The following is a 25,957-nucleotide window of genomic DNA, read 5'->3' as shown; positions in this document are numbered from 1 at the left end:
CCTGATGCAGCACGTCGCCCGCAAGCGCTTCGGTCAGCATTTCCTGACGGACGGCGCGATGATCGAATCCATCATTGATGCCATCGCGCCGGAGCCTGGCGATGTCATGGTGGAGATCGGCCCCGGCCTGGGCGCGATGACGCTGCCGCTGCTGGCCCGCATCCAGCCGCTCACCGTCATCGAGCTGGACCGAGATCTCGCAGCCCGTCTGCGCAAGCGGGGCGACCTGGAGGTGATCGAGTCCGATGTGCTGAAGGTGGACTTCGCGGCCATTGCTGCAGCCAAGGGCAGGAAGCTGCGCGTGGTGGGGAATCTGCCCTACAACATCTCCACGCCCATCCTGTTCCACCTGCTGGGTTTCGTCGACCATGTTGTCGACCATCACTTCATGCTCCAGAAGGAAGTCGTGGACCGCATGGCGGCCTCCCCGGGCTGCAAGGACTACGGCCGGCTGTCGGTGATGCTGCAGTGGCGCTATGACATCGAGTCGGTGCTGGACGTGCCGCCCGAGTGCTTCGATCCACCGCCGCGCGTGGACTCCGCCATCGTGCGCATGATCCCGCTGGCTCAGCCGCCGGCGCTGGATCCGGCACTGCTCGAGCAGATGGTTGCTGCGGCCTTCTCCCAGCGCCGCAAGCTCCTGCGCCACAGCCTGGGCGTCTGGCTCGCCCAGCGCGGCTTCCAGGGCCATTTCGACTTGCAGCGCCGGGCCGAGGAAGTGCCGGTCCACGAATACGTGGCCCTGGCCCAGCAGCTCCAGAATTGAGCACAGCCCGCCAGTGAGCGGGCTTTTTCTGCTTGCGCGGCATTACTCGGCGGCCTCGGATCCGGCTCTGCCTGCCCCTTGAGGGGGCGGCCGTCAGGCCGTAGGGGCGGGCAATCCGCCAGCGCCAGATCCTGCACGGGATCGACCCCCAAAAGCAAAGAAGCCCACCGGAGCAAGCCGGTGGGCTTCGCCCCTAGCGAATACCGCTGATCCGGCTCTGCCGGGCAGTCGGTATTGCCCCCTTGAGGGGGCGGCCGTCAGGCCGTAGGGGGTGTTCAATCAGGCCGCGCTCAGCCACATGGCCGTATCAAAGGCGCTGCTCATCATTGGCATGTTCATGCCGAAATTGGCATTTGCTGCAGCCTTGCTGCTCTTCGTTGCAGGCTTCTCAGCAACCGGGGCCACCTCAGTAGCCCGCTCCCATGACCCGTTTTCTTGGGAGCGGGCTACTGAAAAGAATAGAAACACCGGAAGGGGACTTTGCGGTCCGCCCAGTAGTCGGCGGCATCGCGGAACACGTCCAGCAACTGCTCACGGGACTCGCGGTCGAAACGCAGGTTGTCCGGCAACTGCTCCAGCACCACGACGAAGCCCGGCTGTGCACCCGACTTGTGAACCAGATCGGTCATGCAGTCATAGAGGGCGTCGAGGTTCTTGCCAAAATGCGCAGGGAAGAGGAAGGACTGCGCGATCCCTTCCAGCACATCCTGCTTGGACTCCGCCTCGGTCAGGTTGGCGTAGAGGAAATGCTGGCCGGCCGCCTGGGCTGCCTGCATCAAGTCCTCTACGCGGTAGGCCCGTATGGCCTGCACGATATTGGGACGGACGGTCTGCAAAAGCATGGTCACGTTCCTCCTAGAATGGTCACAGAACTGGGTGCGCCGCTGCTCATTTCACGATCTTGCGAAAGCTCGCGTAATGATCCTCGGTGTAATAGCAAACCTCGGGATTGCTGGGGGGCAGGCCACCGCACACGATCCGCCTGGCGCCACGGTTGCGTGCGCCGGGCGTTTTGACGGTGTACTCGTGGTAGAAGCCTCGAGCCTTCTTCGGCAGCTGCCGCTCACGATTGCCGAACACCACGCCATCCTTCGCATAGGGGAAAGGACCCCCGGAAAGAATCAGTTGGTGGGTTTGTTGGGCTTCGCGCGGCAAGGCCGACAAGGCCACCGTGCCGCTGGCTGTGTCGGTCGTGCTGGCGTTTTCCTTGGCCTGCGCACTGGGCGCAACTGCCAAGACCACGGCGGCTGAGACGGCAGCGACAAGGACGCTGCCCCTCTGTCGCCACGCGGGCCAAAGCCCTGACCGATCAAGCAAAAACACGGGTTTACCCTGAATCCTGAAGGCAAGATGGTACCGAAGCCCCCCGGAAATCTCAAGCCGAGGGTTTTGCCGATGCCTAGAAATGCGGCAATGTGAGTGTGCGCACACCATGCTTATGGCGCGCTTAAAGACTCACTTTGGGTTCAGGAATCAGGCTCAGTGAGCCGTCACAAACTTTTATGAAGAGGCTGCGTTCCAGAGGGAGGATTGCACAAAAAAGGTGCAATTCCAGGCTACGATATCTCTGAAATTTCTGCATCGCAGCATCGTGGCTGGCCCTGCGGCAGCGCGTCCCGGCCCTCTCGGGCCGGGACAGTCAGGGTGTCAGCGGGCGGCGTTGGCGTCCGCCACGGTCAGGGCCGTCATGTTGACGATGCGCCGCACCGTGGCCGAAGGCGTCAGCACATGCACCGGCTTGGCCGCGCCCAGCAGCACCGGGCCGATGGCAATGCCGCCGCCGGCCGTGGTCTTGAGCAGGTTGTAGCTGATGTTGGCCGCGTCGATATTGGGCATCACCAGCAGGTTGGCCTCGCCCGAGAGCGTCGTGCGCGGCATCAGCTGGGTGCGGTAGTTGGCGTCGAGTGCCGTGTCGCCGTGCATCTCACCATCCACCTCCAGCCAGGGGGCGGCCTGCTGGATCAAGGCCAGGGCCTCACGCATCTTGACGGCCGAGGGATGGCTGCTGGAGCCGAAGTTGCTGTGCGAGAGCAGGGCGGCTTTGGGGCGGATGCCGAAGCGGCGCAGTTCCTCGGCGGCCATCACGGTGATCTCGGCCAACTGCTCGGCGCTGGGGTCGTAGTTGACGTGCGTGTCCACCAGGAAGACCTGGCGGCCCGGCAGGATCAGGCCGTTCATGCAGGCATAGGTCTTGACGCCCGGGCGCTTGCCGATGACCTGGTCGATGTACTGCAGGTGCATGGCCGTGTTGCTCCAGGTGCCGCAGAGCATGCCGTCGACCTCGCCCTTGTGCAGCAGCATGGAGCCGATCAGCGTCAGGCGGCGGCGCATCTCGATCTTGGCCAGCTGCTCCGTCACGCCCTTGCGTTCGGTCAGGCGGTGGTAGGTCTGCCAGTAGTCGCGGTAGCGGTGGTCCTGCTCGACATTGACGATGTCGTAGTCGCGACCTTCCTGCAGGCGCAGGCCGAAGCGCTCGCAGCGCTGGGCGATGACGGCGGGGCGGCCGATCAAGGTGGGGCGGGCCAGGCCTTCGTCGACCACCACCTGCACGGCGCGCAGCACGCGCTCTTCCTCACCCTCGGCATAGGCCACGCGCTTGGCCGTCGCGCGCTTGGCGAGCTGGAAGATGGGCTTCATCGTCGTGCCCGAGGCATAGACGAAGCTCAGCAGCTTCTCGCGGTAGGCGTCCCAGTCGCTGATGGGGCGGCGGGCCACGCCGGAGTCCATGGCGGCCTGTGCCACGGCCGGGGCGATCTTGATCATCAGCCGCGGGTCGAAGGGCTTGGGGATCAGGTACTCGGGCCCGAAGCTCAGCGTGGCGCCGGCATAGGCCGCGGCCACCACCTCGCTCTGCTCGGCCTGGGCCAGCTCGGCGATGGCGTGCACGGCGGCGATTTCCATCTCATCGGTGATGGTGGTGGCGCCGCAGTCCAGGGCGCCGCGGAAGATGTAGGGGAAGCACAGGACGTTGTTGACCTGGTTGGGGTAGTCCGTGCGGCCGGTGGCCATCACCGCATCGGTGCGCACGGCCTGCACTTCCTCGGGCAGGATCTCCGGCGTGGGGTTGGCCAGGGCGAAGATCAGCGGGCGCTCGGCCATGCTGGCCACCATGTCGGGCTTGAGCACGCCACCGGCCGAGAGGCCCAGGAACACGTCGGCACCGGCAATCACCTCGCGCAGGCTGCGCGCATCAGTCTTCTGCGCGAACTGGGCCTTGTCCGGGTCCATCAGCTCGGTGCGGCCTTCGTAGACGACACCGGCCAGGTCCGTCACCCAGATGTTCTCGCGCGGCAGGCCCAGCTTGAGCAGCAGGCTCAGGCAGGCCAGGGCGGCGGCACCGGCGCCGGAGGTCACCAGCTTGACCTGCTTGATGTCCTTGCCCAGCACCTTCAGGCCGTTGAGCAGGGCGGCGCCCACCACGATGGCGGTGCCGTGCTGGTCGTCGTGGAAGACGGGGATCTGCATGCGCTCGCGCAGCTTGCGCTCGACGTAGAAGCAGTCCGGCGCCTTGATGTCCTCGAGGTTGATGCCGCCGAAGGTGGGCTCCAGCGCGGCGATCACGTCGACCAGCTTGTCGAGGTCGCGCTCCTGGATCTCCAGGTCGAAGACGTCAATGCCGGCGAACTTCTTGAACAGCACGCCCTTGCCTTCCATCACCGGCTTGGAGGCCAGGGGGCCGATGTCGCCCAGGCCCAGCACGGCGGTGCCGTTGGTGACCACGGCGACGAGGTTGCCGCGCGAGGTGTAGCGGAAGGCATTGGCCGGGTCGGCGACTATCTCCTCGCAGGCTGCGGCCACGCCGGGCGAGTAGGCCAGGGCCAGATCGCGCTGGTTGACCAACTGCTTGGTGGGCGTGACGGCGATCTTGCCCGGGGTCGGGAACTCGTGGTACTCCAGGGCGGCTTGGCGGAGCTGGGCGCGTTTTTGTTCAGCAGTGGGCATGGACAGGTCTCGTCGTTCAGGGCCGGAACCGGAGCCGGGCCGAGGGGCCCGAGCGCCTGTCCGGACAAGCCGGGGTGGGCGGCGATTGTAGGAGCCGGGTCCTGACGCCAGCTGACGCCGCCATGCCGAATCGGCATGCGCCCCAGCCGGTGCCGGCGAGCGGCTCCGGTGCTCGAATGTCCTAGTGTGAACCCGAATGGCTGCGGCGGGATACGCGAAACTGCGCATCTGAATTGCGCCCCCTGCAGCAATACTGGGCCGACCCCATGAACGACCCTCGCGCCCCTTCCTCCGGCCCCTCCTCCCATCCCCTGTCGCCCCGGCGCGGCCGCCGCTGGCTGCTCTGGGCCGCCCTGGTGAGCCTGCTGCTGGTGGCCCAGAGCCTGCTGCTGGCCCTGACCCTCAGCTACGAGACCCAGCGCGCCCAGGACCAGGTCGACGCCCTGGCGCTGGAACTGGTAGGCCGACTGCAGCAGCTCGGATCGCACCAGATGCAGGACGTGCAGGCCCTGATGTGGGAGGAGGGCGCCATGAGCTGGCAGGCCGAGGCTGCCCGCCTGATGCGGGCGTCCCGGCCCCTGTTGCGCCTGGAATGGCGGGATGCGCGGCGCCAGGTGCAGCGCGCCGTGGAGTCGCCCTTCGGTGGCCCCATGTTCGCCCGCCTGGCCCGCACGGAGCTGCAACTGGAGACCGAGCTGGCCTGCACGGCCGCCGTGCGCCAGGGCTCGCCGCAGTATTCGCGCAGCTATTTCGTGCCCCTGGGCGGCGGCGATGGCCTGGAGGTGATCGACCTGTGCCTGCCTCGCCTGCAGGCAGGCCGCACCGAGGGCTATCTGGTCGCGACCATCGGCCTGCACCAGTGGCTGGAGGAGGCCTCCACGCCCGAGCAGGCACGCCGCCACGAGTTCAGCTTTGTCGAGGGCGACGGCACCCGGCTGGCTCGCGCCGGCCTGGTCCGCGGCGCCGGGCATTTCCGCGCCGAGCGCGTGCTCGACATGCCGGGCCTCACGCTGCAGCTGCGCGTGGACAGCGCGGCCGGCAGCCCCAAGCTCATTCCCAACCTCATGACCTCGCTGGTGCTGGGCCTGTCCCTGGCGCTGTTCGCCGTGGTGATCCTGCTGGCCCGCGACGTGCGCCGCCGCGCCGCCGCTGAGCGCGCCCTGGCCGAGGCCCTGGCGCTGCGCAAGGCCATGGAGAACTCCCTGATCACCGGCCTGCGGGCCCGTGACATGGACGGCCGCGTGAGCTACGTCAACCCGGCCTTCTGCCAGATGGTGGGCTTCAGCGCCGAGGAGATCCTGGCCACCGGCGGCGAGCGCGAGCAGAGCGCACCGCCTTACTGGCCGCCCGAGTTCATCGAGGAATACCGCCGCCGCCACCGCGAGCGCAGCGCCCGCTGGCAGGCTGACGAGCCCGCCCCGGCCGGCCAGGATCCGCGCCAGGGCTTTGAGACCGTCTTCATGCGCCGCAATGGCGAGCGCTTCCCGGTGATGATCTTCGAGGCCCCGCTGCTGGACGCCCAGGGCCAGCAGACCGGCTGGATGAGCGCGGCCCTGGACATCAGCGAGCAGCGCCGCATCGAGGAGCTCTCGCGCCAGCAGCAGGAGCGCCTGCAGGCCACGGCCCGCCTCGCGACCGTGGGCGAGATGGCCTCGCTGCTGAGCCACGAGCTGAACCAGCCGCTCTCGGCCATCGCCAGCTATGCAGCGGCCTCCTTGAACCTGCTGCGCCTGGAGGCCGCTGACCCGCAGACGCCAGACATGGTCCGCCAGGCCGTCAGCCGCATCGCCGAGCAGGCCGAGCGCGCGGGCCGCGTGATCAAGAGCGTGCACGACTTCGTGCGGCGGCGCGAGCAGGCCCGCGAGTCCATCGCCGTGGCCCGGCTCTTCGATGCCGTGCTGCCCCTGATACGCCTGCAGGCCCGCAAGAGCGGCGCGCGCATCGAGGTGACGCTGCCAGAGGGCCTGCCCGCCTTGCGCTGCGACCGCACCATGGTCGAGCAGGTGCTCCTCAACCTCAGCCGCAACGGCATCCAGGCCATGGAGGCCCATACCGCGCTGAGCGAGCGCGTGCTGACCCTGGGCGCCAGCCAGCAGGGCCGCTGGGTGATGATCACCGTGCAGGACTGCGGCCCTGGCATCCCCGAGGGCGTGGCCCGCCAGCTCTTCACGCCCTTCTTCACCACCCGCAGCGAAGGCATGGGCCTGGGCCTGAGCCTGTGCCGCACGGTCATCGAGCAGCACGGCGGCGCCATGGACTTCGAGAACCTGGGCGAGGAGGGCGCGCGGCGCGGCTGCCTGTTCCGCTTCACGCTGCCTGCCGATGCAGGGGGCTGACGCTCTACCATCCGGACTGCCGACAAGGAGCTTGCCCATGCCCTCCAGCCTGCCCATGGTCTACATCGTCGACGACGAGGAGGTCGTGCGCGACGCCCTGGGCTGGCTGCTGCGCTCGCGCCGCCAGCTCTTCGAGGGCTTTGCCAGCGCCGAGGCCTTCCTGGATTTCCTGGACAGCCTGCCCGAGGGTGGCGCGCACTGGCCCAACTGCCCCAGCTGCCTGCTGCTGGATGTGCGCATGCCCGGGCTGAGCGGCCTGGCCCTGTTCGAGCGCCTGATCGAGCGTGGCCTGCTGCAGCGCCTGCCGGTGATTTTCCTCACGGGCCATGGCGATGTGCCCAGCGCGGTCGATGCCCTCAAGCGCGGCGCCTTTGACTTCGTCGAGAAGCCCTTCTCCGACAACGCCCTGGTCGACCGCGTGCTGCAGGCCCTGGCGCAGAGCGGCGAGGCCATCGCCCTGCGGGCCCGCGACCGCCTGCTGCAGCAGCGCGTGCAGGAGTTGACCGAGCGTGAGCGCGAAGTGATGCAGCTCATCGTGCGCGGCCTGCCCAACAAGCTGATCGCCGACCAGCTCCACATCAGCGTGCGGACGGTGGAGGTGCACCGGGCACGGGTCTTTGACAAGATGGAAGTGAAGTCGGCCGTCGAGCTGTCCAACCTGCTTCGCGAGCCCGGCGCAGCCTGAGCGCCCCGCCGCCCGGCGACAATCGCCGCATGAGTGCAAGCCTGGGTGAATTCGAGCTGATCCGCCGCTTCTTCGATCGCGCCGATCGATCCGCGCCGGCCGTGGTCAAGGGCATTGGCGACGACTGCGCCGTGCTGGCGCCGACGCCGGGCTGGCAATGGCTGGTGTCGACCGACATGCTGGTCGAGGGCCGGCACTTCCTCTCCACCGTCGATGCCGAGCGCCTGGGCCACAAGGCCCTGGCCGTCAACCTCAGCGATCTCGCTGCTTGCGGCGCCACGCCGCGGGCCTTCTTCCTGGCCCTGGCCCTGCCGCGCGCCGATGCGGCCTTCCTGGAGGGCTTCGCCCGCGGCCTCTTTGCTCTGGCCGATGCGCATGGCATCGCCCTGGCCGGCGGGGACACCACGGCGGGCCCGCTCAACGTCTGCATCACCGTGATGGGCGAGGCACCGCAGGGTCAGGTCTTGCTGCGCAGCGGCGCCCGGCCCGGTGACGAGCTGTGGATCAGCGGCACGCTGGGCGATGCGCGCCTGGCGCTGGAGGTCTTCCGAGGCACGGCCTCCTTGCCGGGCGAGCAGTTCGCGCAGGTGCGCCGCGCCATGGAGCTGCCGCAGCCGCGCCTGGCCCTGGGGCAGGCCCTGCGCGGCATTGCCAGCAGTGCCATCGACGTGTCGGACGGCCTGGCTGGCGATCTGGGTCATGTGCTCAAGGCCTCCGGCGTGGGCGCGGAGCTGGTCTTCGAGGCCCTGCCGCGCAGCGCCATCCTGGCCGGGCAAGACCTGGCCCTGCAGCAGGAATGCCTGCTGTCAGGCGGTGATGACTACGAGCTGATCTTCACCGCGCCGCCCGGGCGTCATCAGGACGTGCGGGAGGCCGCGGCCCGCGCGGGCACGCCGGTGAGCTGCGTGGGCCGCATCAGCCCCGATCCCGGCCTGCGCCTGCTGGACGCCGCAGGTCGGCCCATGGCGGAGCGCTTCGCGTCCTTTGACCATTTCAAGAGCTGAGCATGAGCGAGCCGCAAGACCTGACCCCAGAGGCACCAGACGACGTCGGCGCGCCCCTGCGCCCCGATGACGTCCATATGGCCGACGCGCCCTCCGGCGGTGCTTCGCCCGCCCGCAGTGCCCCGCGCCGTGCCACCGCCGCCTTCATGCTGCGCCACCCGGCGCGCTGGATCGCCCTGGGCTTCGGCAGCGGCCTCTCGCCGGTGGCGCCGGGCACGGTGGGCACCCTGTGGGCCTGGCTGAGCTTCGTGCTGCTGCAGCCCTGGCTGACGGACCTGCAATGGCTGCTGCTGATTGCCGCGGGCACGCTGGTTGGCGTCTGGGCCTGCACGCGCTGCGCGCAGCACCTGGGCGTGGCCGACCCGGGCGCCATTGTCTGGGACGAGATCCTGGCCTTCTGGCTGATCCTGTGCCTGGTGATGCCCGTGGGCTTCGGCGGGCAACTGCTGGCTTTCGGGCTTTTTCGCTACTTCGACGCGGCAAAGCCCGGCCCCGTGCGATGGGCGGACGGCCTGTTCAAGAGCAAGTCCGGCGAGCCCATCACCTGGCGCCAGGGGCTGGGCATTCTGCTGGATGATTTCGTCGCCGCTGGATGTACCCTCGTGGTGTTGGCGCTGTGGCGCTTCACCATTGGAGGATGACCATCATGCTGTGCCCTGACGAACCCGAACTGATTGAACGCATCGCCCTGGCCCTCATCCAGCGCCGCGAGCGCATGGGCACGGCCGAGTCCTGCACCGGCGGGCTCATTGCCGCGGCCTGCACCAGCCTGGCCGGCTCCAGCCAGTGGTTCGAGCGCAGCGTGGTCAGCTACAGCAACCAGGCCAAGACCGAGATGCTGGGCGTGCCGCCCGGCCTGCTGGAGTTGCATGGCGCCGTCAGTGCCGAGGTGGCGCAGAGCATGGCCCGCGGTCTCTATGCGCATGCGCCGGTCGAGTGGACCCTGGCCGTGACCGGCATCGCCGGACCCACCGGCGGCAGCGAGGACAAGCCCGTGGGCACGGTCTGGCTGGCGCTCTACCACCATGGCAAGCCGATCAAGGTTTGGCAGGAGCTGTTCAAGGGCGACCGCCATGCCGTGCGCGCCGCCACCGTGCGCGTGGGCCTGACGGCCCTGTGCGAGGCCCTGGAGGACCGGGACAGCTGATGGCGATATTCCTGTGTGGCGGCTGGGCACTGGACCAGCCCGAGGGGCGGGCCGAGCAGCAGCGCTGGCTGCAGGCCCTGCAGCAGGTCCTGCCCGGCGAGGACTGGGTGCTTCAGAAGCCTGATGGCCCGGCGCAGGCCGCGGCCATCGAGATTGCCGTCGTGGCCAACCCGCCGCCCGGCAGCCTGCAGGGCTTGCCGCGCCTGGCGCTGATCCAGTCTCTGTGGGCCGGCGTGGACCGCCTTCTGCAAGACCTGACCCTGCCGCACGACGTCCCCCTGTGCCGCATGGTCGATCCTGCCATGAACGAGGCCATGGTGCAGACGGCCCTGTGGGCCACCCTGGCCCAGCACCGCGGCTTCTTCCGCTGCCAGCAGCAGCAGCGCACGGCACAGTGGCGCCAGCCGGCGCAGCTGCGTGCCGGGGAATGGCAGGTGCTGGTGCTGGGGCAGGGCGAGCTGGGCGGCCGCGTGGCGCGGGCCCTGGCCGGCCTTGGCTATGCCGTCGCAGGCTGGAGCCGCCGTCCTCGTGCTGGCGAGGGTCTGAGGACTCTGCACGGCGCGGCTGGCCTGGCCCAGGGCCTGGCTACGGCCGACACCGTGATCAACCTGCTGCCGCTCACCGAAGAGACGCGGGGCTTCTTCGACGCGGCCCGCTTCGCCGCCTTCAAGCGGGGCGCTGCCTTCGTCAACCTCGCGCGCGGCGCCCACGTCGACGAGCCGGCCCTGCTGGCGGCGCTGGACGCCGGGCAGATCGGCCATGCGATGCTGGACGTCTTTCGCGAGGAGCCCCTGCCGGCGCCCCATCCCTTCTGGTCGCATCCGCAGGTGACCGTGCTGCCGCATACCGCTGCCCAGACCGACCCACGCTCGGCGGCCGAGGTGGTGGCAGCCAATGTCCGGGCCCTGCGGAGCGGCGCAGCACTGCAGCATGGCGTGCTGCGCAGCCAGGGTTACTGATCAGCCCGCCGCCCTACCGGCATCCCTGATGCAGGGCTTCTCAGAGGCCACGCGCCTGCGTTAGCCTTGGGGCTCGTCGTCGGGATGAGAAAGCACCATGGACTGGGTCCGCAGACCTGCGCTGTTTCCGGGTCGCCTGGCTTTGGCCGCCGCGGGTGCCGTGGCGCCTTCGTCCTTGCAGGAGCTGGCCCGGCGCGCCTGGGCTGAGCGCCAGCTGGACAGCCGCCAGGCCCTGTCATGGGCTGCCACCGTGCTGGAAGGCCTGCCCTCACTGGGCCTGCCGGCGGACGAGGAGCGCCTGCTGGCGGCCCGCATGACCCTGGTGCGGGCAGAGATCCATCTGCAGCAGCTTCGTCTGGACGAGGCTCAGCAGGAGGTCCTGGCCGCCCGTGCCCTGTTCACCGCCTGCGACGATGACTGTGGCCTGGCCGACGTCTGCTGGCTGGACCATCTGCTGGCCAGCGATCGGGGCGACACGCAGGGCCTGCGTCGCGCGCTGCTGGAAGCGTTGGCCTGCGCCGAGCGGGCCGGGGAGCCGGAACGGCAGCTGTTTCTGCAGATCGTGCTGGCGCGCTCCGACATGTTCCGCGACGCCGGGCAGGCCCGGCAGGCCTGGGCTGGGCGGCTGCCGGAGTCCATCGAGGGCCTGTCCCCCATGTGCGCTGCGGCCCTCGCGGATTTCCTTGGCGTGCGCGAAGGGCTGCTGTCGCACTACTCTGCGTCCGCGGCCTGGTTCGAGCAGGCCTTCGAGCTGTCGCTGGCCTCGGGACAGCTGCGCCGCGCCATGGCCCTGGCCTCCAACCTGGGCTACACCTTCACCGCCGCCTCGGACTACGCGCGAGCCATCGACTGGCTGCAGCGCGGCCTGGAGCTGGCTCGGAGCGCTGGCTGGCCGGGTTCCATAGGCCTGTGCCTGGCCCAGACCGGCGAGGCCATGCGGCGCGTGGGGCAGGTGGAGGCGGCGCGGGACCTGCTGCAGGAATGCCTGCACACACTGGCCGGACATCCGGACAACCGCACCCTTCTCCTGGCCCTGGGCTATCTCGGCCAGGTGGAGCTGGACTCGGGTCATGGGCCTGAAGCCCTGGCCAGTTTCGAGACCCTGGTGCAGCGCGCCCTGCAGGTCGGCTCCAGCGACCTGCGCCTGGACGGCGAACTGGGCCGCGCACGCTGCTTGCTGCGCCTGCACAAGCTCGAGGAGGCGCAGGCCGTGGCGAGCGCGGCCCTGAGCCTGGCTCGCGAGTTGCAGCAGCAGGCCGTGGAGGTGGAGCTGCTGTGGCTGTTGGCGGCCATCGGTCGCGCGGGTGCGGCACCGGCCATGGAGGTGCTGGACGGCTTGCAGCAGGCCTCGGCGCTGGCTGCCGTGATCGAGGGCTATCGCCCGCCGCCGGCTCTGCTGGAGGAGACGGCGGAGGCTCTGGCTGCTGCCGGCCGGCACGCGGAGGCCTATGCCAGCGCGCGCCAGGCCGGCCAGGTCCGCAAGGACAGCCTCAGCGACGAGGCCGCCAAGCGCGCTGCGGCCCTGCACCTGCACCAGCGGATCGAGGCCCTGGCCGCGGAGCGCGAGCACCTGCAACGCCTGGCGGAGTCGGAGTCGGCCCGTGTCCAGGCCCTGGAAGATGCGCAGCAGGTGCTCAGTCACCTGAGCCGCGTGGGGCAGGAGATCACCGCTGAGCTGGTGGCCGAGCGGGTGTTCGATTCACTGGAGCGGCACGTGCATGCCATGCTGCACGTGGCCTGCATGGCGATCTACCTGCTGGACGAGGCGGGCACCCAGCTCTACTGTGCCTTCGGCGTGGAGGAGGGGCAGCCCTTCGTGGACCCGCCGGTGCCGGTGGACGCCGCGCACAGCTATTGCGCACGCTGCGTGCGGGAGCGCTGCAGCTTCGTCCTGGGCGTGGACGAGACGCCGCACGAAGATGCGCAGGTGCCAGGCACCAGCCAGATGCTCAGCGTGATGTTCGCGCCTCTGATGATAGGCGAGCGGGTGGTGGGGGTGATGACGGTGCAGTCGCCGCGCGCGGCGGCCTACGGCCAGCGCGAGGAACTCATCTTCTCCAGCCTCTGCGCCTACGCCGCCATCGCGCTGGACAACGCGCGTGCCTACCAGCGCCTGTCGGAGCTGCAGCGGCATGTGATGGCCCAGGAGAAGCTCGCCGCCCTGGGGGCCATGGTGGCCGGTGTGGCCCATGAGCTGAACACGCCCATCGGCAACAGCCTGCTGGTGGCCTCGGCCCTGCTGGGCGACGCGCGGGACTTCGAGGGCAGGGTGGGCCGTGAGGCCCTGCGCCGCAGCGACTGGCAGCAGCATGCCGCGCGAACCCGCGAGGGCCTGGAGGTCATCGAGCGCTGCATGGACACGGCGGCTGCCCTGGTGCGCAGCTTCAAGCAGGTGGCGGTGGACCGCAGCGCCGAGCAGCGCAGGCGCTACGAGCTGCTGGAGCTGTGCCAGCAGGTCCACCAGAGCCTGGGGCTCATGCTGCGCCGGGCGGGCGTGCAGCTGGAGATCGCCGTGCCGGCAGGGCTGCTCCTGCATGGCTATCCCGGGGCCCTGAGCCAGGTGCTGGTCATACTCATCAACAACGCCGTCACCCATGCCTTCGAAGGCCGCGATCAGGGCTTGCTGCGCATGGACGCGCAGCTCAACGGGCCGCAACACGTCCAGCTGAACCTCCGGGACGACGGCCTTGGCATGGAGCCGGCCGTGCTCCGGCGGGTTTTCGAGCCCTTCTTCACGACCAAGTTCGGGAAGGGGGGCAGCGGCCTGGGCCTGTCGATCTGCCTCAACATCGTCGAGACGCTGCTGGGCGGCCGCATCCGGGTCAGCAGCGAGCCAGGGCAGGGCAGCTGCTTCACGCTGGAGCTGCCTCTGATCGCGCCTTGATCGAGTCCTTCGTTCGACGCGGTCAGTAGCCGGAGCAGCTCAGCTGAGCCCGGCCAGCAGCGTGTCCGGCGGATCCAGGGCATCCAGGGCCGGCGGCGTCCACTGTGCCAGCCACTCGCCGAACTGAGCCTCGGGCATGGGCTTGCTGATGAAGTAGCCCTGGCCTTCGTCGCAGCCCAGGCGGGCCAGGATCTGCCAGGCCTGAAGGGTCTCCAACCCCTCGGCCACGACCGAGAGCCCCAGGTTGTGCGCCAGCTCGATGGTGGAGCGCACGATCTTGGCATCGTCCAGGTCGCGCTCCATGGCCATCACGAAGCTTTTGTCGATCTTCAGCTCATCCACCGGCAGGCGCTTGAGGTAGGCCAGTGAGGAGTAGCCGGTGCCGAAGTCGTCGATGCTCAGCTTGAAGCCCATGGCGGAGAGCTGCTCCAGCGTGCTCAGCGCACGGGCGGGGTCGTCCATGATGGCGCTCTCGGTGATCTCCAGGCACAGGGCTGATGGAGGGGCGCCTTCGGCCTCGATGGCGGCGCGGATCTTCAGGGGCAGGTCCTGGTCCATCAGGTCGCGCGTCGAGAGGTTGACGCTGATGCGCAAGACCTGACCCCGTTCGTGGGCCAGCCGCCAGGCGCGGGCCGAGGCGGCCACTACCCAGGCGCTGAGCTGGCGGATGAAGCCGGTCTGCTCCGCGAAGGGAATGAACTGCATGGGCGGCACCAGGCCGCGCTGCGGGTGCTCCCAGCGCACCAGGGCCTCGGCGCTGATCACCTGCCCGCTGCGCAGGTCCACCTTGGGCTGAAGAAAGAGCCGCAACTGCCCACCCTCGACGGCACGGCGCAACTCGCCCAGCAGGCTCAGCGACTCCTGGCTACCGGCATCCAGGCTGGGGCTGTAGAGCTGGCTGCCGCTCTGCCGCTGCTTGGCGGCGTACATGGCCAGCTCGGCGCGGCTCAGCAGGCTGCTGGCGTCACGGGCTTGGCGGGGGTAGAGCACGATGCCTATGCCGGCGCCCAGGTCCACGGTCTGGTCTTCGATGTGCAGGGATTGCTCGAAGTCTCGCTGAATGCGATCGGCCATGGCCAGGGCGGCCTCCTCGTCGGCACCCTCCAGCAGCAGCGCGAATTCGTCCCCGCCCAGTCGTGCCAGCAGGCTTTGCGAGCCCCGGCACAGCTCGCTCAGGCGGTCGGCGACGCCGCACAGCAGCTGGTCGCCCAGGCGGTGGCCCAGCACGTCGTTGACATGCTTGAAGCGGTCCAGGTCCAGCATCAGCACGGCGCAGGGCGCCTCGCTGGCCTGGAGCCGCTCCTGCAGGCGCTGGCTGAATTGCTCGCGGTTGGGCAGGCCGGTCAGCGGATCCCAGTAGGCCAGGCGATGAACCTGCTCCTCGCGTTCGCGGATGCCCAGGCGCATGGCCTCGAAACTGCGGGCCAGCTCGGCCACCTCGCCCAGGTCGGAGCCCGAGGCGACGGGCGTGTCGTAGTCTCCAGCGCCCAGGCGCTGGGCGCATTGCGTCAGCGAGGCGATGGGGCGGCTGATGCGCCGCGCGGTGAAGACGCTGCCCATGGCAAAGGCAGCGATGCCCGCGGCCGTCAGGGCCAGCAGGGACCACTGCAGCTGGCGGTAGGGTGCCACGGCCTCGTCGAAGGAGGCCCACATTACCGCACCGATCTGGCGATTGCCGGCCAGCTCCTGCGGCAGGGGCAGCAGGCGCACCCGCCAGTGCTGCCCGCCCCATTCGCGCTGAACGGACTGGCCGGGGCTGAGCTCCGCCATGGCGTTGCTGAAGGCCGGGCCGCGCTCGCTGTCCTCCACCACGGACACGCTTTCCTGCCAGCGCCCGTGCTCGCCGGTGACAAACATGGCGTCGACATTGATCAGGCGCTTGAGGTCCAGCAGTGGGACTTCATCCAGCCGGAAGCCCATCAGCACATGGCCTATGGTCATGGGCGCGCGCACCGGCACGGTGACGACCTGCATGATCTCGCGGTCCACCAGGACCAGGGTGGCCTGCTCGGGGTCGGGGTTCTGGCGCTTGAGCAGGGGCAGATAGAGCTCGGCCTGATCACGCGTGGCCGCGACCAAGCGGCCCGTCACATCGGCATAGGCGACCAGGGCGGCGCTGACGCGCTCGCCGTTGTTGTTGAGCGCATCGCGCAGGGTTTCGATGTCGGCCTGCTCGGCAGAGGCCTGGCTGCTGCCCAGGGCCTGGCGGAAGCCGTAGTCGGCGGCCAGCAGCTCCGCCGCGGCCTGCTCGCGGGCAGCCTGCTGGACCAGCAGGCGCTGCAGCATGCGGCCTGCGGTGGCCAGCCGGGCCTCGATGGCGGCCTCGGCATTGGCCTCGATGGTATGGCCGATGAAGCCAAAGCTGGCCAACTGGACCAGCAGCAGCAGGCCCAGGAACAGGGCCACGATGCGGCCCTCGATGCGGCGCGGATTGAGGAAGGCTGGCAGCTGCATGGACGACATCAGGACAGGCTCGTCACTGGGGGGCCAGCACCAGGCTGGACGTGCCGGCGGCCTGGCCGGCTGGCACGCTCAGCTTCTGGCTCAGCAGCAGGGGCTGCAGGCGCGAGGGGTGCCAGAGCTTCAGCGCATGCTCGCCCGGTGGCAGGTCCAGGCTCAGCTCGCCTTGGCCATTGGTCTTGCCGAAGACAGGGGTGTCCACCACCACGATGAAGGCGCCCATGCGGTCATGGATGTTGCAGCCCAGGGCCGCGATGCCGGGCTTGTCGAACACGATGGGCTCGACGGGCGTGCCCGAGTAAAGCCTGATGTCGAAGGGCTTGATCGGCGAGAAGGAATAGACGTGGTGACGAACCGTGTCGAAGTTCGGGAAGGACACGGCCGTGCCCGTCTGGACCACCAGCACATGCGGCTGGAACTGGCGATCACGCTGCGCCATCTCGGCGCGGCTGCTGCTGGTGCGCGAGGGCCCCTTGATCTCGACGGCGACCACGGCATCGGCCAGGGGCTGCCCGTCCGGATTGCGCAGCTGGAACTGCCAGGGCGTTGCGCCGGTCCAGGTCGGGAGCAGGCACAGGACGGCGCTGCAGCCGCCCAGCAGGGCTCGAATCGTCGCTTGGAGGTCCATGCGGTGCATGCCTGCGCCTTCCAGGAAGGAAATACAGGCCAGACCATAACGCGAAACACCGGCTTGCGGCGCGCCTGGACGACTGTCTCAGACCTTGAGAACGAGGCTGGCGTGACGTCCGCCCGCCCCGCGGCCCTGCTGACCCTGTGCGGTCTCCAGCAGCATCAGGGCCAGTCTTTGCAGGGCGGCCCAGGGATCCAGGGGCCAGTCCCGGTTGCGCAGGCCCTTGACGATGCCGTCGCAGACCTGGGCCGCATCCACCAGGGCCTGGACCTGGATGCCATGCAAGCCCGGCACGATGCGCTCGAAGAGCCGCTCCTTGGCACCCCAGACGCGCGATTCGCGCAGGGCCATGGGCAGGGGCTTGCCGGCATCGACCGCTTCGCGCACGCGCTTGAGGGCGCGGATGTCGTCAGCCAGGGCCCAGTGCACCAGGACGGCGGCCTCCCCCTCGGCCTCCAGACCTTCGAGCATGCGCAGCACACGCGCCGTCTGACCGGAGAGGACGGCCTCGCTCAGCTTGAAGACGTCGTAGCGCGCCACATTGAGCACTGCACTCTCGATCTGCTCGAAGCTCAGCGGCCCCGGCGGGTGCAGCAGCGCCAGCTTCTGCAGCTCCTGGTGGGCGGCCAGCAGATTGCCTTCCACCCGGTCGGCAAAGAAGGCCAGGCTGCGCTGCCCCTCCTCGCCCTCGGTCACGGACTGCCCCTGGGCCGAGAGGCGCTGGGCGATCCACTGCGGCAGTGCGCGGCGCTCCACCGGTTCGACCTTGATGCTCACGCCCCGCTGGTCCAGCGCGGTGAACCAGGCGCCGGAGAGCTGGGTCTTGTCCAGCCGGGGCAGCGTGACCAGGGTGAGCACGTCCTCGGGCAGGGCATCGCAGTAGCGCTGCAGGGCCTCGGAGCCTTCCTTGCCGGGCTTGCCCGAAGGAATGCGGATCTCGATGAACTGGCGCTCTGCGAACAGGCTCAGGGCCTGGGCGGCACCCAGCACCGGGCCCCAGTCGAAATAGGCCCCGCTGACGATGAACACCTTGCGCTCGCTGTAGCCTTGCGCACGGGCTGCGGCACGGATGGCATCGGCGGCTTCCTGGGCCAGCAAGGGCTCGTCACCGTGCACGGTGTACAGAGGCTTGAGGCCTTTGGCGAGCTGCGCGGCCAGCGCGTCGGGGCGGATCTGCATGGGGCGGATCAGCGCAGCCGCACGCTACCGAGCCGGCGCATCACCTGCGCGGCGGCGTCGTACTGCATGGCACGGTAGAGCGCGGCCTCCTCCTGCTCCTTGGCCAGGGCCTGGGACTCGAGGTAGCTCATTTCTCGGCTCATGCGCAGCTCCGTGTTGGGCAGCAAGGGCTCGCCACCGGGCGTACGGACGAGGTAGTCGAGCTGCAGCTTGAGCTGCCATTCCCGCACCTGCCCGGCGCTGGTGGACACGACCACCGAACGCTCGCGGCTGTCCCGCAGCGCTTCCAGCACCACCTGTGCCTTGGAGGGGTCCTGCACCAGTTGCAGGGGCGACTGCCGCAGCTGCCGCCGCAGTTCCTCGGCCAGGGGCGAGTCGGGCGCGAAGCCCGTGAGCGCCAGGGACTGGAAGGCGAACTCGGGATCGCGGCGCAGCTCGAAGCCGCAGGCCGCAAGACCCGAGAGCAGGGGCAGCGCGAGCAGCCCGCGGCGCGAGAGATGGCTCATGGCGCTCAGACCACCACGTTGACCAGGCGGCCCGGCACGACCACGACCTTCTTGGGCGCCTGGCCGCCGCTGAACTCAGCGAACTTCTCGTGGGCCAGGGCGGCGGCCTCGATGGCGGCCTTGTCGGCGCCCGCAGGCACCTTCAGCGAGCCGCGCAGCTTGCCGTTGACCTGCAGCATCAGCTCGATCTCGTCCTGCACCAGGGCGGATTCATCCACCGTCGGCCAGGCCGCATCGAGCAGATCGCCCAGCTGGGCCGCGAAGCCCAGCTCTTGCCACAGCGTGTGTGCAATGTGCGGGCAGGCCGGGTAGATCACGCGCAGCAGCACCGAGACGCCTTCGCGCACGGCGGCGGACTGGCCCGCCACGTCCTTGAAGGCTTCCAGCGCATTGAGCAGCTTCATGGCCCCGGAGACCACGGTGTTGTACTGCATGCGCTCGTAGTCGTAGGAGACCTGCTTGAGCACCAGGTTTACCTCGCGGCGCAGGGCCTTGCCCTCGGCGCTGAGCGCGGCAAAGTCCTCGCCGGCCGTCTTCAGCGCCTCGGCGTTCTTGGCAGCGAAGCCCCAGACGCGCTTCAGGAAGCGATGTGCGCCTTCCACGCCGGCGTCGTTCCACTCCAGCGTCTGCTCGGGCGGGCTGGCGAACATCACGAAGAGGCGGGCGGTGTCGGCGCCGTACTGGTTGATCAGCTCCTGCGGGTCCACGCCATTGTTCTTGGACTTGGACATGGTGCCCACGCCCTCGTAGTCGATGGCCGAGCCATCGCTCTTGAGCCTGGCACCGACGATCTTGCCGCTCTTCTCGTCGAAGACGTTCTCGACCTCATGCGGCCAGAAGTACTCGATGCCACCCTTGTCGGTGCGGCGCGAGTAGATGTGGTTGAGCACCATGCCCTGCGTCAGCAGCTTGGTGAAGGGCTCGTCGAACTTCACGAGGCCCAGGTCGCGCATGACCTTGGTCCAGAAGCGCGCATACAGCAGGTGCAGGATGGCGTGCTCGATGCCACCGATGTACTGGTCCATCGCGGCGCCCTGGCGCATCCAGTAGGCCGTGCCGTCGCCGACCATGGCGTCCTTGTTCTGCGCGTCGCAGTAGCGCATGAAGTACCAGGACGAGTCCACGAAGGTGTCCATGGTGTCGGTCTCGCGCCTGGCGGGCTTGCCGCAGACGGGGCAGGGCACGTTCAGGAAGGCGCTGTGCTTGTTCAGCGGGTTGCCGCTGCCGTCGGGGATGCACTCCTCGGGCAGCACCACGGGCAGGTCCTTCTCGGGTACCGGCACCGCGCCGTGCTCCTCGCAGTGGATGATGGGGATGGGCGTGCCCCAGTAGCGCTGGCGGCTCACGCCCCAGTCGCGCAGGCGCCAGGTGGTCTTCTTCTCGCCCAGGCCCTTGGCCCCGACGAGCTCGGCGACCTTGTCCACGGCCGCCTTGTGATTCAGGCCGTCGAGCACGCCGGAGTTGATGCAGACGCCCTGCGTCTTGTCGCCGTACCAGTCGGCCCAGGTGCTGGTCGAGAAGGCCTGGCCTTCGACGGCCACGACCTGCTTGATCTCGATGCCGTACTTGTTGGCAAAGGCGAAATCGCGCTCGTCATGTGCGGGTACGCCCATGACGGCGCCGTCGCCATAGCTCATCAGCACGTAGTTGCCGACCCACACCGGCACCTGCGCGCCGGTCAGCGGATGCGTGACCACGAGGCCGGTGGGCTGGCCCTTCTTCTCCTGCGTGGCGAGCTCGGCCTCGGTCGTGCCGCCCTGCTTGCATTCCTCGATGAAGGCGGCGAGCTGCGGGTTCGTGGCGGCGGCATGCGCGGCCAGGGGGTGCTCCGGCGCGACGGCGCAGAAGGTCACGCCCATGATGGTGTCGGCGCGGGTGGTGAAGACGTAGAGCTTGCCGTCCTGGATCAGCTGGCCGTCGGTCCCTTTGATCTCGTGCGGGAAGGCGAAGCGCACGCCCTGGCTCTTGCCGATCCAGTTCTCCTGCATCAGGCGCACGCGCTCGGGCCAGCCGGACAGGTAGTTCTTGTCCTCGGGGTTGGCCACCGCGGCCAGCAGTTCTTCGGCGTAGTCGGTGATCTTGAGGTAGTAGCCGGGGATCTCGCGCTTCTCGACCAAGGCGCCGGAGCGCCAGCCGCGACCGTCGATCACCTGCTCGTTGGCCAGCACGGTCTGGTCCACCGGGTCCCAGTTGACGACCTGGGTGCGGCGCTCGGCGATGCCCTTCTCCAGCATCTTCAGGAACAGCCACTGGTTCCACTTGTAGTAGGCGGGCTGACAGGTGGCGATCTCGCGCGACCAATCAATGGCCAGGCCCATGGCCTGCATCTGCGACTTCATGTACGCGATGTTGGAGTACGTCCATTGCGCCGGGGGCACCTTGCCCTTCATGGCGGCGTTCTCGGCCGGCAGGCCGAAGGCGTCCCAGCCCATGGGCATCAGAACGTTGTAGCCCTTCATGCGCAGCTGACGCGTGAGCATGTCGTTGATCGTGTAGTTGCGCACATGGCCCATGTGCAGCTTGCCGCTGGGGTAGGGCAGCATGGAGCAGGCATAGAACTTGGGCTTGTTCTCGTCCTCTAGCACGCGGTAGGCGTCGCGTTCGTTCCAGTACTGCCGCGCGGCGGCTTCGATCTCGTTGGGGGCGTACTTGTCGTTCATGCGCCAAATTGTAGGCGCAGGGTGTGGCGCAGCCGCTTCAGGGCTTGTCGCTGCTCGGTGCTTGGGCGACGAAGGCAATGCGGTGCAGGCCGCCGTCCTGGATCCAGCCAATCAACTCGGCCACCCGGCCGTAGGGCACTGCCTGGTCGGCGCGCAACTGCACTTCCATTTCAGGGCGAGCCTGGCCCAGCTGCTTGATGCGGGTCTTGAATTCCGCAGGAGTGAGGCGCTCCTCGCCGAGATAGAGCTCGCCCTTGGGGTTCAGGGCCACGGCGATGAACAGCGGCGTGTCGGAGGGCGTGGCCGCCTCGCTCTTGGGCAGGTCCAGCCGGAGCGAGGAACTCATCAGCGGCGCCGTGATCATGAAGATGACCAGCAGCACCAGCATGACGTCGATCAGCGGCGTCATGTTGATCTCGCCCATGGGCTTGGGCGATTCGCGGCGTTCGAGGCGACCGAATGCCATGTTGACGGGCTCTATTCGAGGAACTCGCGCAGGTCGTGCGCAAAGCCTTCCAGCTCGGCCTCGCAGGCACCGATCAGCTTGCCGAAGACGTTGTAGGCCAGCACGGCAGGGATGGCAACGGCCAGGCCGGCGGCGGTCATGACCAGGGCCTCGCCCACCGGGCCGGCAACCCGGTCAATGGTCAGGTTGCCTGCAGCGGCAATGCTCTCCAGCGCGTGGTAGATGCCCCAGACGGTACCGAACAAGCCTACGAAGGGCGCGGTACTGCCCACTGAGGCCAGCAGCACCTGACCGTATTGGAGTTGCTGCACAACGTGGTGCAGGGCGTCTCGCAGGCGGCGGGTCAGCTGGGATTCCTTGTGCCCCTGTCCAGCCAGGGTCTGAGCGGAGGGGCTTTGCGTGGCGGCCTGCAGCAGGGGCGCCAGCACACCTTCGCGGTCCAGGCGCGACACAGCAGAGCGCCCCTCTTCCAGTGAGGGGGCGTCCCAGAAGGCCGACATGCCCTGCGCCAGATCCCGCCTAGCGCGACGCAGCTGCCAGGACTTCCAGAAGATCAGCACCCAGGCGCTGACGGACATGGACAGCAGCAGCAGGGCCACGGCGCGGCCCACGGCATCGCTCTGCGTCCAGAACTGGAGGAAGCCGCCCATGGGTTCAGGGGTTCCGGGCGTTCAGGCCCAGGACGTCGTCCATGTCATAGAGTCCGGGGCCGCTGCGGGCCAGGAAGCGTGCGGCACGCAGGCTGCCCTGGGCATAGGTCGCGCGGCTGGAGGACTTGTGCGAGATCTCGATGCGCTCGCCCGTGCCGGCGAACAGCACGGTGTGGTCGCCGATGATGTCGCCGCCGCGAACGGTCGCAAACCCGATGGTGGAGGGGTCGCGCTCGCCGGTTACGCCCTCGCGGCCATAGACGGCGCAGCTCTGGAGGTCGCGACCAAGGGCCTTGGCCACCACCTCGCCCATCTTGAGGGCCGTACCGCTGGGCGCATCGATCTTGTGGCGGTGGTGGGCCTCGATGATCTCGATGTCATAGCCCTCGTTGAGGGCTCGGGCGGCCATGTCCAGGAGCTTGAGCACCACGTTGACGCCCACGCTCATGTTGGGCGCCATCATGATGCCGATCTTCTGGGCGCCGGCTGCGATGCGGGCCTTCTGTTCGGGCTCGAAGCCGGTGGTGCCTATCACCATGGCGATGCCCAATTCCTCGCACAGGGCCAGGTGTGCCAGCGTGCCCTCGGGGCGGGTGAAGTCGATCAGCACCTGGGCATTCTGCAGACCGGCGCGCAGTTCGTCCGTGACACGCACGCCGCTCTCGCGGCCCAGGAAGCCGCCAGCATCCTGGCCCAGCAGCGGGCTGCCAGCACGGTCCAGGGCGCCGCTGAGCTGGCACTCGGGGGATTGCAGCACGGCTTCGATCAGCATGCGGCCCATGCGCCCGGAGGCGCCGGCAATGGCAATGCGCACGCTCATGAGCGAGGTTCCAGCGGCGGGTAGCTGCGGACGGGGCCCATGGGCTCCAGCGCCGTCGGTGCCTGCTTGGCGGGGGTCGGCAGGGCCTTGCGCTCGCTCTCGCTCAGGGCCAGCTTCGGGGCCTCGCCTTTCAGCTTCAGGGTGTTGATGGAGGCCACGAATTCACGTTCTGTGGGGATGTCGTTCGGGGCATCCACACTCTTGAGGGCGTCCCCCTGGAACCAGACCACGACATGGCGGCGCTGGGGCTCGGTACCTTGGCGGCGGATGGTGAAGATGTAGTCCCAGCGGTCTTCGTGGAAGACGTCGGTCAGCATGGGCGAACCCAGCAGGTCCTGGACCTGAGCGCGCGGCATGCCGGGCTTGACGCTGGCCAGCAACTCCTTGGTCAGCACATTGCCCTGCACCACTTCGACGCGGTAGGGGCGCACCAGGCCCAGCACCTTGTCGCCCGTGGCGGAGGTCAGCTCGCTCAGTTTGGGCATCTGGCTGCAGCCGCTCAGGGCCAGCAGCGCCAGCGCCAGCGCGCCGGTCAGCGGCCAGCCTCGGGGGCTGGCGTCGGGAGAAATGAGTCGCATGTCACTAGGGGCTTAGAAGTCGGCGGCCCAAGCTGGCTATGATCGACCCATTCTAGCGGCAGGCCCGGCGCCTGCTGAATGCACGCTGATTGCCAGCAAGACCATGAACCGCACCGACGAAATCAAGAACAGCGGCCTCAAGGCCACGCTGCCGCGCATCAAGATCCTGGAGATCTTCCAGAAGACGGCGCAGCGGCACATGACGGCCGAAGACGTCTACAAGGCCCTGCTCGTCGAAGACGCGGACATCGGCCTGGCCACCGTCTACCGGGTGCTGACCCAATTCGAGCAGGCCGGCCTGCTCTCGCGCAATCATTTCGAATCCGGCAAGGCGGTGTTTGAGCTCAATGAGGGGCACCACCACGACCACCTGGTGTGCCTGACCTGCGGCAAGGTCGAGGAGTTCTTCGACCCGGAGATCGAGTCGCGCCAGCACAAGATCGCGCTGGACCGCGGCTTCGAGTTGCAGGAGCACTCGCTGTCGCTCTACGCGAACTGCATCAAGAAAGACTGTACGAACAGGCGTTGATCCCCATGCCGCTTGCGCTGGTCACCCTGAGAAGGTAGCCGCAGGTCCGGCGGAGCCGGATCCCAGGGCATGGCCTGAGCGGGAATGCCTTGCGCCCCATCAATCGCATGCATGGCGGCATGCGGCGAGGGCTGAATCGCCCGTCAAGGCCTCAGGCGTCGTCCTGCAGGCCTTTTTCTATGGCGCGCTGGTGGCGCTCGACGAACTCGCGGTAAGTGTCGATGCCGCGCAGCTGCAGGATGGTGTTGCGCACCGCAGCCTCCACCAGCACGGCCAGGTTGCGGCCGGCGTCCACGGCGATGACGACCTTGCGCACGGGCATGCCCAGCACTTCCTCGTACAGCGGCTCGTAGGGCAGGCGTTCGAAGTCGCGCTCCATGGTCTCTTTGCGGACCAGGTGCACGATGAGCTTGAGCCGCATCTTGCGGCGCACGGCGGTCTCGCCAAAGATGGCCTTGATATCCAACAGGCCGATGCCCCGCACTTCCAGCAGGTTCATCAGCAGCTCGGGGCAGCGGCCTTCGATGGCGGTCTGGGCGATGCGGAAGAAGTCCACGGCATCGTCGGCCACCAGGCCGTGGCCGCGGGAGATGAGCTCCAGGCCCAGCTCGCTCTTGCCCAGGCCGGATTCACCAGTCAGCAGCACGCCCAGGCCCAGGATGTCCATGAAGACGCCGTGCCGGGTGGTCCGGTTGGCGCACAGCAGCGCCAGATAGGAGCGGACCACGTCGATGGTGTGGCCAGCGGACTCGGCGGTTACGAAGAGCGGGATCTCGGCGCGGTCGCACATGGCCACCAGGCGATCCGGCGGGGTCTGGTCGTCGGCGACGATGATCACCGGCGGCTCCAGGGTCACGATGCGCGCGATGCGGCGGTCCAGCACCTCGCCCGAGGCTTCGCTGAGATAAGCCACTTCACGGCGACCCACCAGCTGCACGCGGTAGGGGTGGATGTAATTCAGATAGCCCACCAGGTCGGCGGCGGACTGGGCGTCGCGCACCGCCGTGTCGTCAAAACGGCGCTCGGGGTGGGCGTGTCCGGCGATCCAGGCCCAGCGCAGGGCCTCGCGGAGTTCTTCGAAGAGGCGGTCGGCGCTGATCGAGGTGGGCTTCATCCCGTCATCGGCCTCAGGCGACCGACTTCAGCGGTTCCCAGTCGGCGATCAGCTTGTGCAGCGTCGCCGCCTCCGCCTCGGTCTTGAGGCGCTCGCGCAGTTCGCGGTCCGAGAGCATCTCGGCGATCTCGGAGAGGATTTCCAGGTGGCGCTGGGTGGCAGCCTCAGGCACCAGCAGGAAGATAAGCAGGGACACGGGTTCATCATCCGGCGCGTCGAAGCCGATGGCCTGCTGCACGCGCAGCACCGCCGCCAGCGGATTCTTCAGGCCCTTGATGCGGCCATGAGGGATGGCTACGCCATGGCCCAGGCCGGTGGAGCCCAGTCGTTCCCGGGCAAAGAGGTTGTCCGTGACCAGCGCACGCGCAATGGAATGGTTGTTCTCGAACAGCAAGCCTGCCTGTTCGAAAACTCGCTTCTTGCTGGAGGCGTCCACATTTACCAGCACATTGCTGGCAGGCAGGATGGCGGCGAGACGGTTCATCGAGGTCACAGCGCCGATTACGGCCGGGTCGGCCTTGGGCGGGACGCTTGGTCACTAGGATTGGAAAACCGATTATAGAAAGCTCCTTGACCCCGGACGCCCTGCCGGACCGAAGAGCCCTGCAAATGGGGGCGATAGCGTGACATTGCGGCAATCC

Annotated in this window: 23 protein-coding genes; 9 read left to right on the top strand and 14 right to left on the bottom strand. The window is 68.4% G+C overall.

All coding sequences use genetic code 11. The annotated features are described in order from the left end of the window. Positions 1–4 precede the first annotated feature (4 nt). Positions 5–766, top strand: a complete 762-nt coding sequence (gene rsmA, locus ACS5PK_RS14645; RefSeq protein ID WP_439440994.1) for a 16S rRNA (adenine(1518)-N(6)/adenine(1519)-N(6))-dimethyltransferase RsmA — start codon at positions 5–7, stop codon at positions 764–766. A gap of 446 nt (positions 767–1,212) precedes the next feature. Here the strand turns inward: rsmA and ACS5PK_RS14640 are convergent, their stop codons facing one another. From ACS5PK_RS14640 to ACS5PK_RS14630, 3 genes are all read right to left on the bottom strand, one after another. Next, on the bottom strand, positions 1,213–1,608 hold the full coding sequence (locus ACS5PK_RS14640) for a barstar family protein (RefSeq protein WP_183103513.1): 396 nt from the start codon (positions 1,606–1,608) through the stop codon (positions 1,213–1,215). Positions 1,609–1,654: 46 nt separating this feature from the next. Continuing rightward, positions 1,655–2,002, bottom strand: coding sequence for a ribonuclease domain-containing protein (locus tag ACS5PK_RS14635; protein ID WP_439440993.1), 348 nt, complete (start codon positions 2,000–2,002; stop codon positions 1,655–1,657). Between the two features lie 411 nt (positions 2,003–2,413). Beyond that, positions 2,414–4,708, bottom strand: a complete 2,295-nt coding sequence (locus ACS5PK_RS14630; protein ID WP_439440992.1) for an NADP-dependent malic enzyme — start codon at positions 4,706–4,708, stop codon at positions 2,414–2,416. Positions 4,709–4,974: 266 nt separating this feature from the next. On the opposite strand from ACS5PK_RS14630, the gene ACS5PK_RS14625 reads away from it, so the two are divergent. From ACS5PK_RS14625 to ACS5PK_RS14595, 7 genes are all read left to right on the top strand, one after another. Continuing rightward, entirely contained in the window at positions 4,975–7,044 is a 2,070-nt protein-coding gene (locus ACS5PK_RS14625) for a PAS domain-containing sensor histidine kinase (RefSeq protein ID WP_439440991.1), read from the top strand. 37 nt (positions 7,045–7,081) lie between these two features. After that, positions 7,082–7,729 carry a response regulator transcription factor gene (locus tag ACS5PK_RS14620; RefSeq protein ID WP_439440990.1) on the top strand — a complete coding sequence of 216 codons (648 nt, stop codon included), beginning with the start codon at positions 7,082–7,084 and terminating at the stop codon, positions 7,727–7,729. A 41-nt stretch (positions 7,730–7,770) separates the two neighbouring features. Continuing rightward, entirely contained in the window at positions 7,771–8,733 is a 963-nt protein-coding gene (gene thiL, locus ACS5PK_RS14615) for a thiamine-phosphate kinase (protein ID WP_439441130.1), read from the top strand. Between the two features lie 77 nt (positions 8,734–8,810). Continuing rightward, a complete protein-coding gene (locus ACS5PK_RS14610; protein ID WP_439441129.1) occupies positions 8,811–9,374 on the top strand; it encodes a phosphatidylglycerophosphatase A family protein in 564 nt (187 codons plus the stop codon). 5 nt (positions 9,375–9,379) lie between these two features. Further along, positions 9,380–9,880 (top strand): CinA family protein, encoded by a 501-nt coding sequence (locus tag ACS5PK_RS14605; RefSeq protein ID WP_439440989.1) that lies wholly within the window; start codon positions 9,380–9,382, stop codon positions 9,878–9,880. Then, positions 9,880–10,839, top strand: coding sequence for a 2-hydroxyacid dehydrogenase (locus ACS5PK_RS14600; protein ID WP_439440988.1), 960 nt, complete (start codon positions 9,880–9,882; stop codon positions 10,837–10,839). The genes ACS5PK_RS14605 and ACS5PK_RS14600 overlap by 1 nt, the downstream gene beginning before the upstream one ends. Positions 10,840–10,936: 97 nt before the next feature. Continuing rightward, the gene (locus ACS5PK_RS14595) at positions 10,937–13,723 is read left to right on the top strand and encodes an ATP-binding protein (protein WP_439440987.1); all 2,787 of its coding nucleotides are present in this window, start codon (positions 10,937–10,939) and stop codon (positions 13,721–13,723) included. Positions 13,724–13,762: 39 nt separating this feature from the next. On the opposite strand, the gene ACS5PK_RS14590 is transcribed toward ACS5PK_RS14595, so the two are convergent. The 9 genes from ACS5PK_RS14590 to ACS5PK_RS14550 form a co-directional block, all read right to left on the bottom strand. Further along, the gene (locus tag ACS5PK_RS14590) at positions 13,763–16,177 is read right to left on the bottom strand and encodes a putative bifunctional diguanylate cyclase/phosphodiesterase (protein ID WP_439440986.1); all 2,415 of its coding nucleotides are present in this window, start codon (positions 16,175–16,177) and stop codon (positions 13,763–13,765) included. A 22-nt stretch (positions 16,178–16,199) separates the two neighbouring features. Further along, positions 16,200–16,811, bottom strand: a complete 612-nt coding sequence (locus ACS5PK_RS14585) for a methylamine utilization protein (RefSeq protein WP_439440985.1) — start codon at positions 16,809–16,811, stop codon at positions 16,200–16,202. Between the two features lie 87 nt (positions 16,812–16,898). Then, positions 16,899–17,993, bottom strand: coding sequence for a DNA polymerase III subunit delta (holA, locus tag ACS5PK_RS14580; RefSeq protein WP_439440984.1), 1,095 nt, complete (start codon positions 17,991–17,993; stop codon positions 16,899–16,901). Between the two features lie 8 nt (positions 17,994–18,001). Continuing rightward, positions 18,002–18,499, bottom strand: a complete 498-nt coding sequence (locus ACS5PK_RS14575; protein WP_439440983.1) for an LPS-assembly lipoprotein LptE — start codon at positions 18,497–18,499, stop codon at positions 18,002–18,004. A gap of 5 nt (positions 18,500–18,504) precedes the next feature. Next, entirely contained in the window at positions 18,505–21,159 is a 2,655-nt protein-coding gene (gene leuS, locus ACS5PK_RS14570; protein WP_439440982.1) for a leucine--tRNA ligase, read from the bottom strand. A gap of 37 nt (positions 21,160–21,196) precedes the next feature. Further along, on the bottom strand, positions 21,197–21,625 hold the full coding sequence (locus ACS5PK_RS14565) for an ExbD/TolR family protein (protein WP_439440981.1): 429 nt from the start codon (positions 21,623–21,625) through the stop codon (positions 21,197–21,199). An 11-nt stretch (positions 21,626–21,636) separates the two neighbouring features. Next, entirely contained in the window at positions 21,637–22,275 is a 639-nt protein-coding gene (locus ACS5PK_RS14560; protein WP_439440980.1) for a MotA/TolQ/ExbB proton channel family protein, read from the bottom strand. 4 nt (positions 22,276–22,279) lie between these two features. Beyond that, positions 22,280–23,095: a 4-hydroxy-tetrahydrodipicolinate reductase gene (gene dapB, locus ACS5PK_RS14555; RefSeq protein WP_439440979.1), complete on the bottom strand. Its 816-nt coding sequence runs from the start codon at positions 23,093–23,095 to the stop codon at positions 22,280–22,282. Beyond that, positions 23,092–23,673 (bottom strand): outer membrane protein assembly factor BamE, encoded by a 582-nt coding sequence (locus tag ACS5PK_RS14550; protein ID WP_439440978.1) that lies wholly within the window; start codon positions 23,671–23,673, stop codon positions 23,092–23,094. Before ACS5PK_RS14550 ends, dapB begins: the two co-directional genes overlap by 4 nt. A 103-nt stretch (positions 23,674–23,776) precedes the next feature. Here ACS5PK_RS14550 and fur point away from each other — a divergent pair, with 103 nt between their 5' ends. Next, on the top strand, positions 23,777–24,202 hold the full coding sequence (fur, locus tag ACS5PK_RS14545; protein WP_439440977.1) for a ferric iron uptake transcriptional regulator: 426 nt from the start codon (positions 23,777–23,779) through the stop codon (positions 24,200–24,202). A 151-nt stretch (positions 24,203–24,353) separates the two neighbouring features. Here fur and hprK read toward each other — a convergent pair whose 3' ends face one another. Both hprK and ACS5PK_RS14535 read right to left on the bottom strand, forming a co-directional pair. Continuing rightward, complete coding sequence (hprK, locus tag ACS5PK_RS14540; protein WP_439440976.1) at positions 24,354–25,316, bottom strand: HPr(Ser) kinase/phosphatase; 963 nt, start codon at positions 25,314–25,316, stop codon at positions 24,354–24,356. Between the two features lie 13 nt (positions 25,317–25,329). Next, the gene (locus ACS5PK_RS14535; protein ID WP_183103497.1) at positions 25,330–25,800 is read right to left on the bottom strand and encodes a PTS sugar transporter subunit IIA; all 471 of its coding nucleotides are present in this window, start codon (positions 25,798–25,800) and stop codon (positions 25,330–25,332) included. Positions 25,801–25,957 lie beyond the last annotated feature (157 nt).

The sequence above is a fragment of the Roseateles sp. DB2 genome (genome assembly GCF_051857535.1).
Classification (GTDB): domain Bacteria; phylum Pseudomonadota; class Gammaproteobacteria; order Burkholderiales; family Burkholderiaceae_C; genus Roseateles_B.
This window is presented reverse-complemented; position numbering and strand designations above follow the sequence as displayed.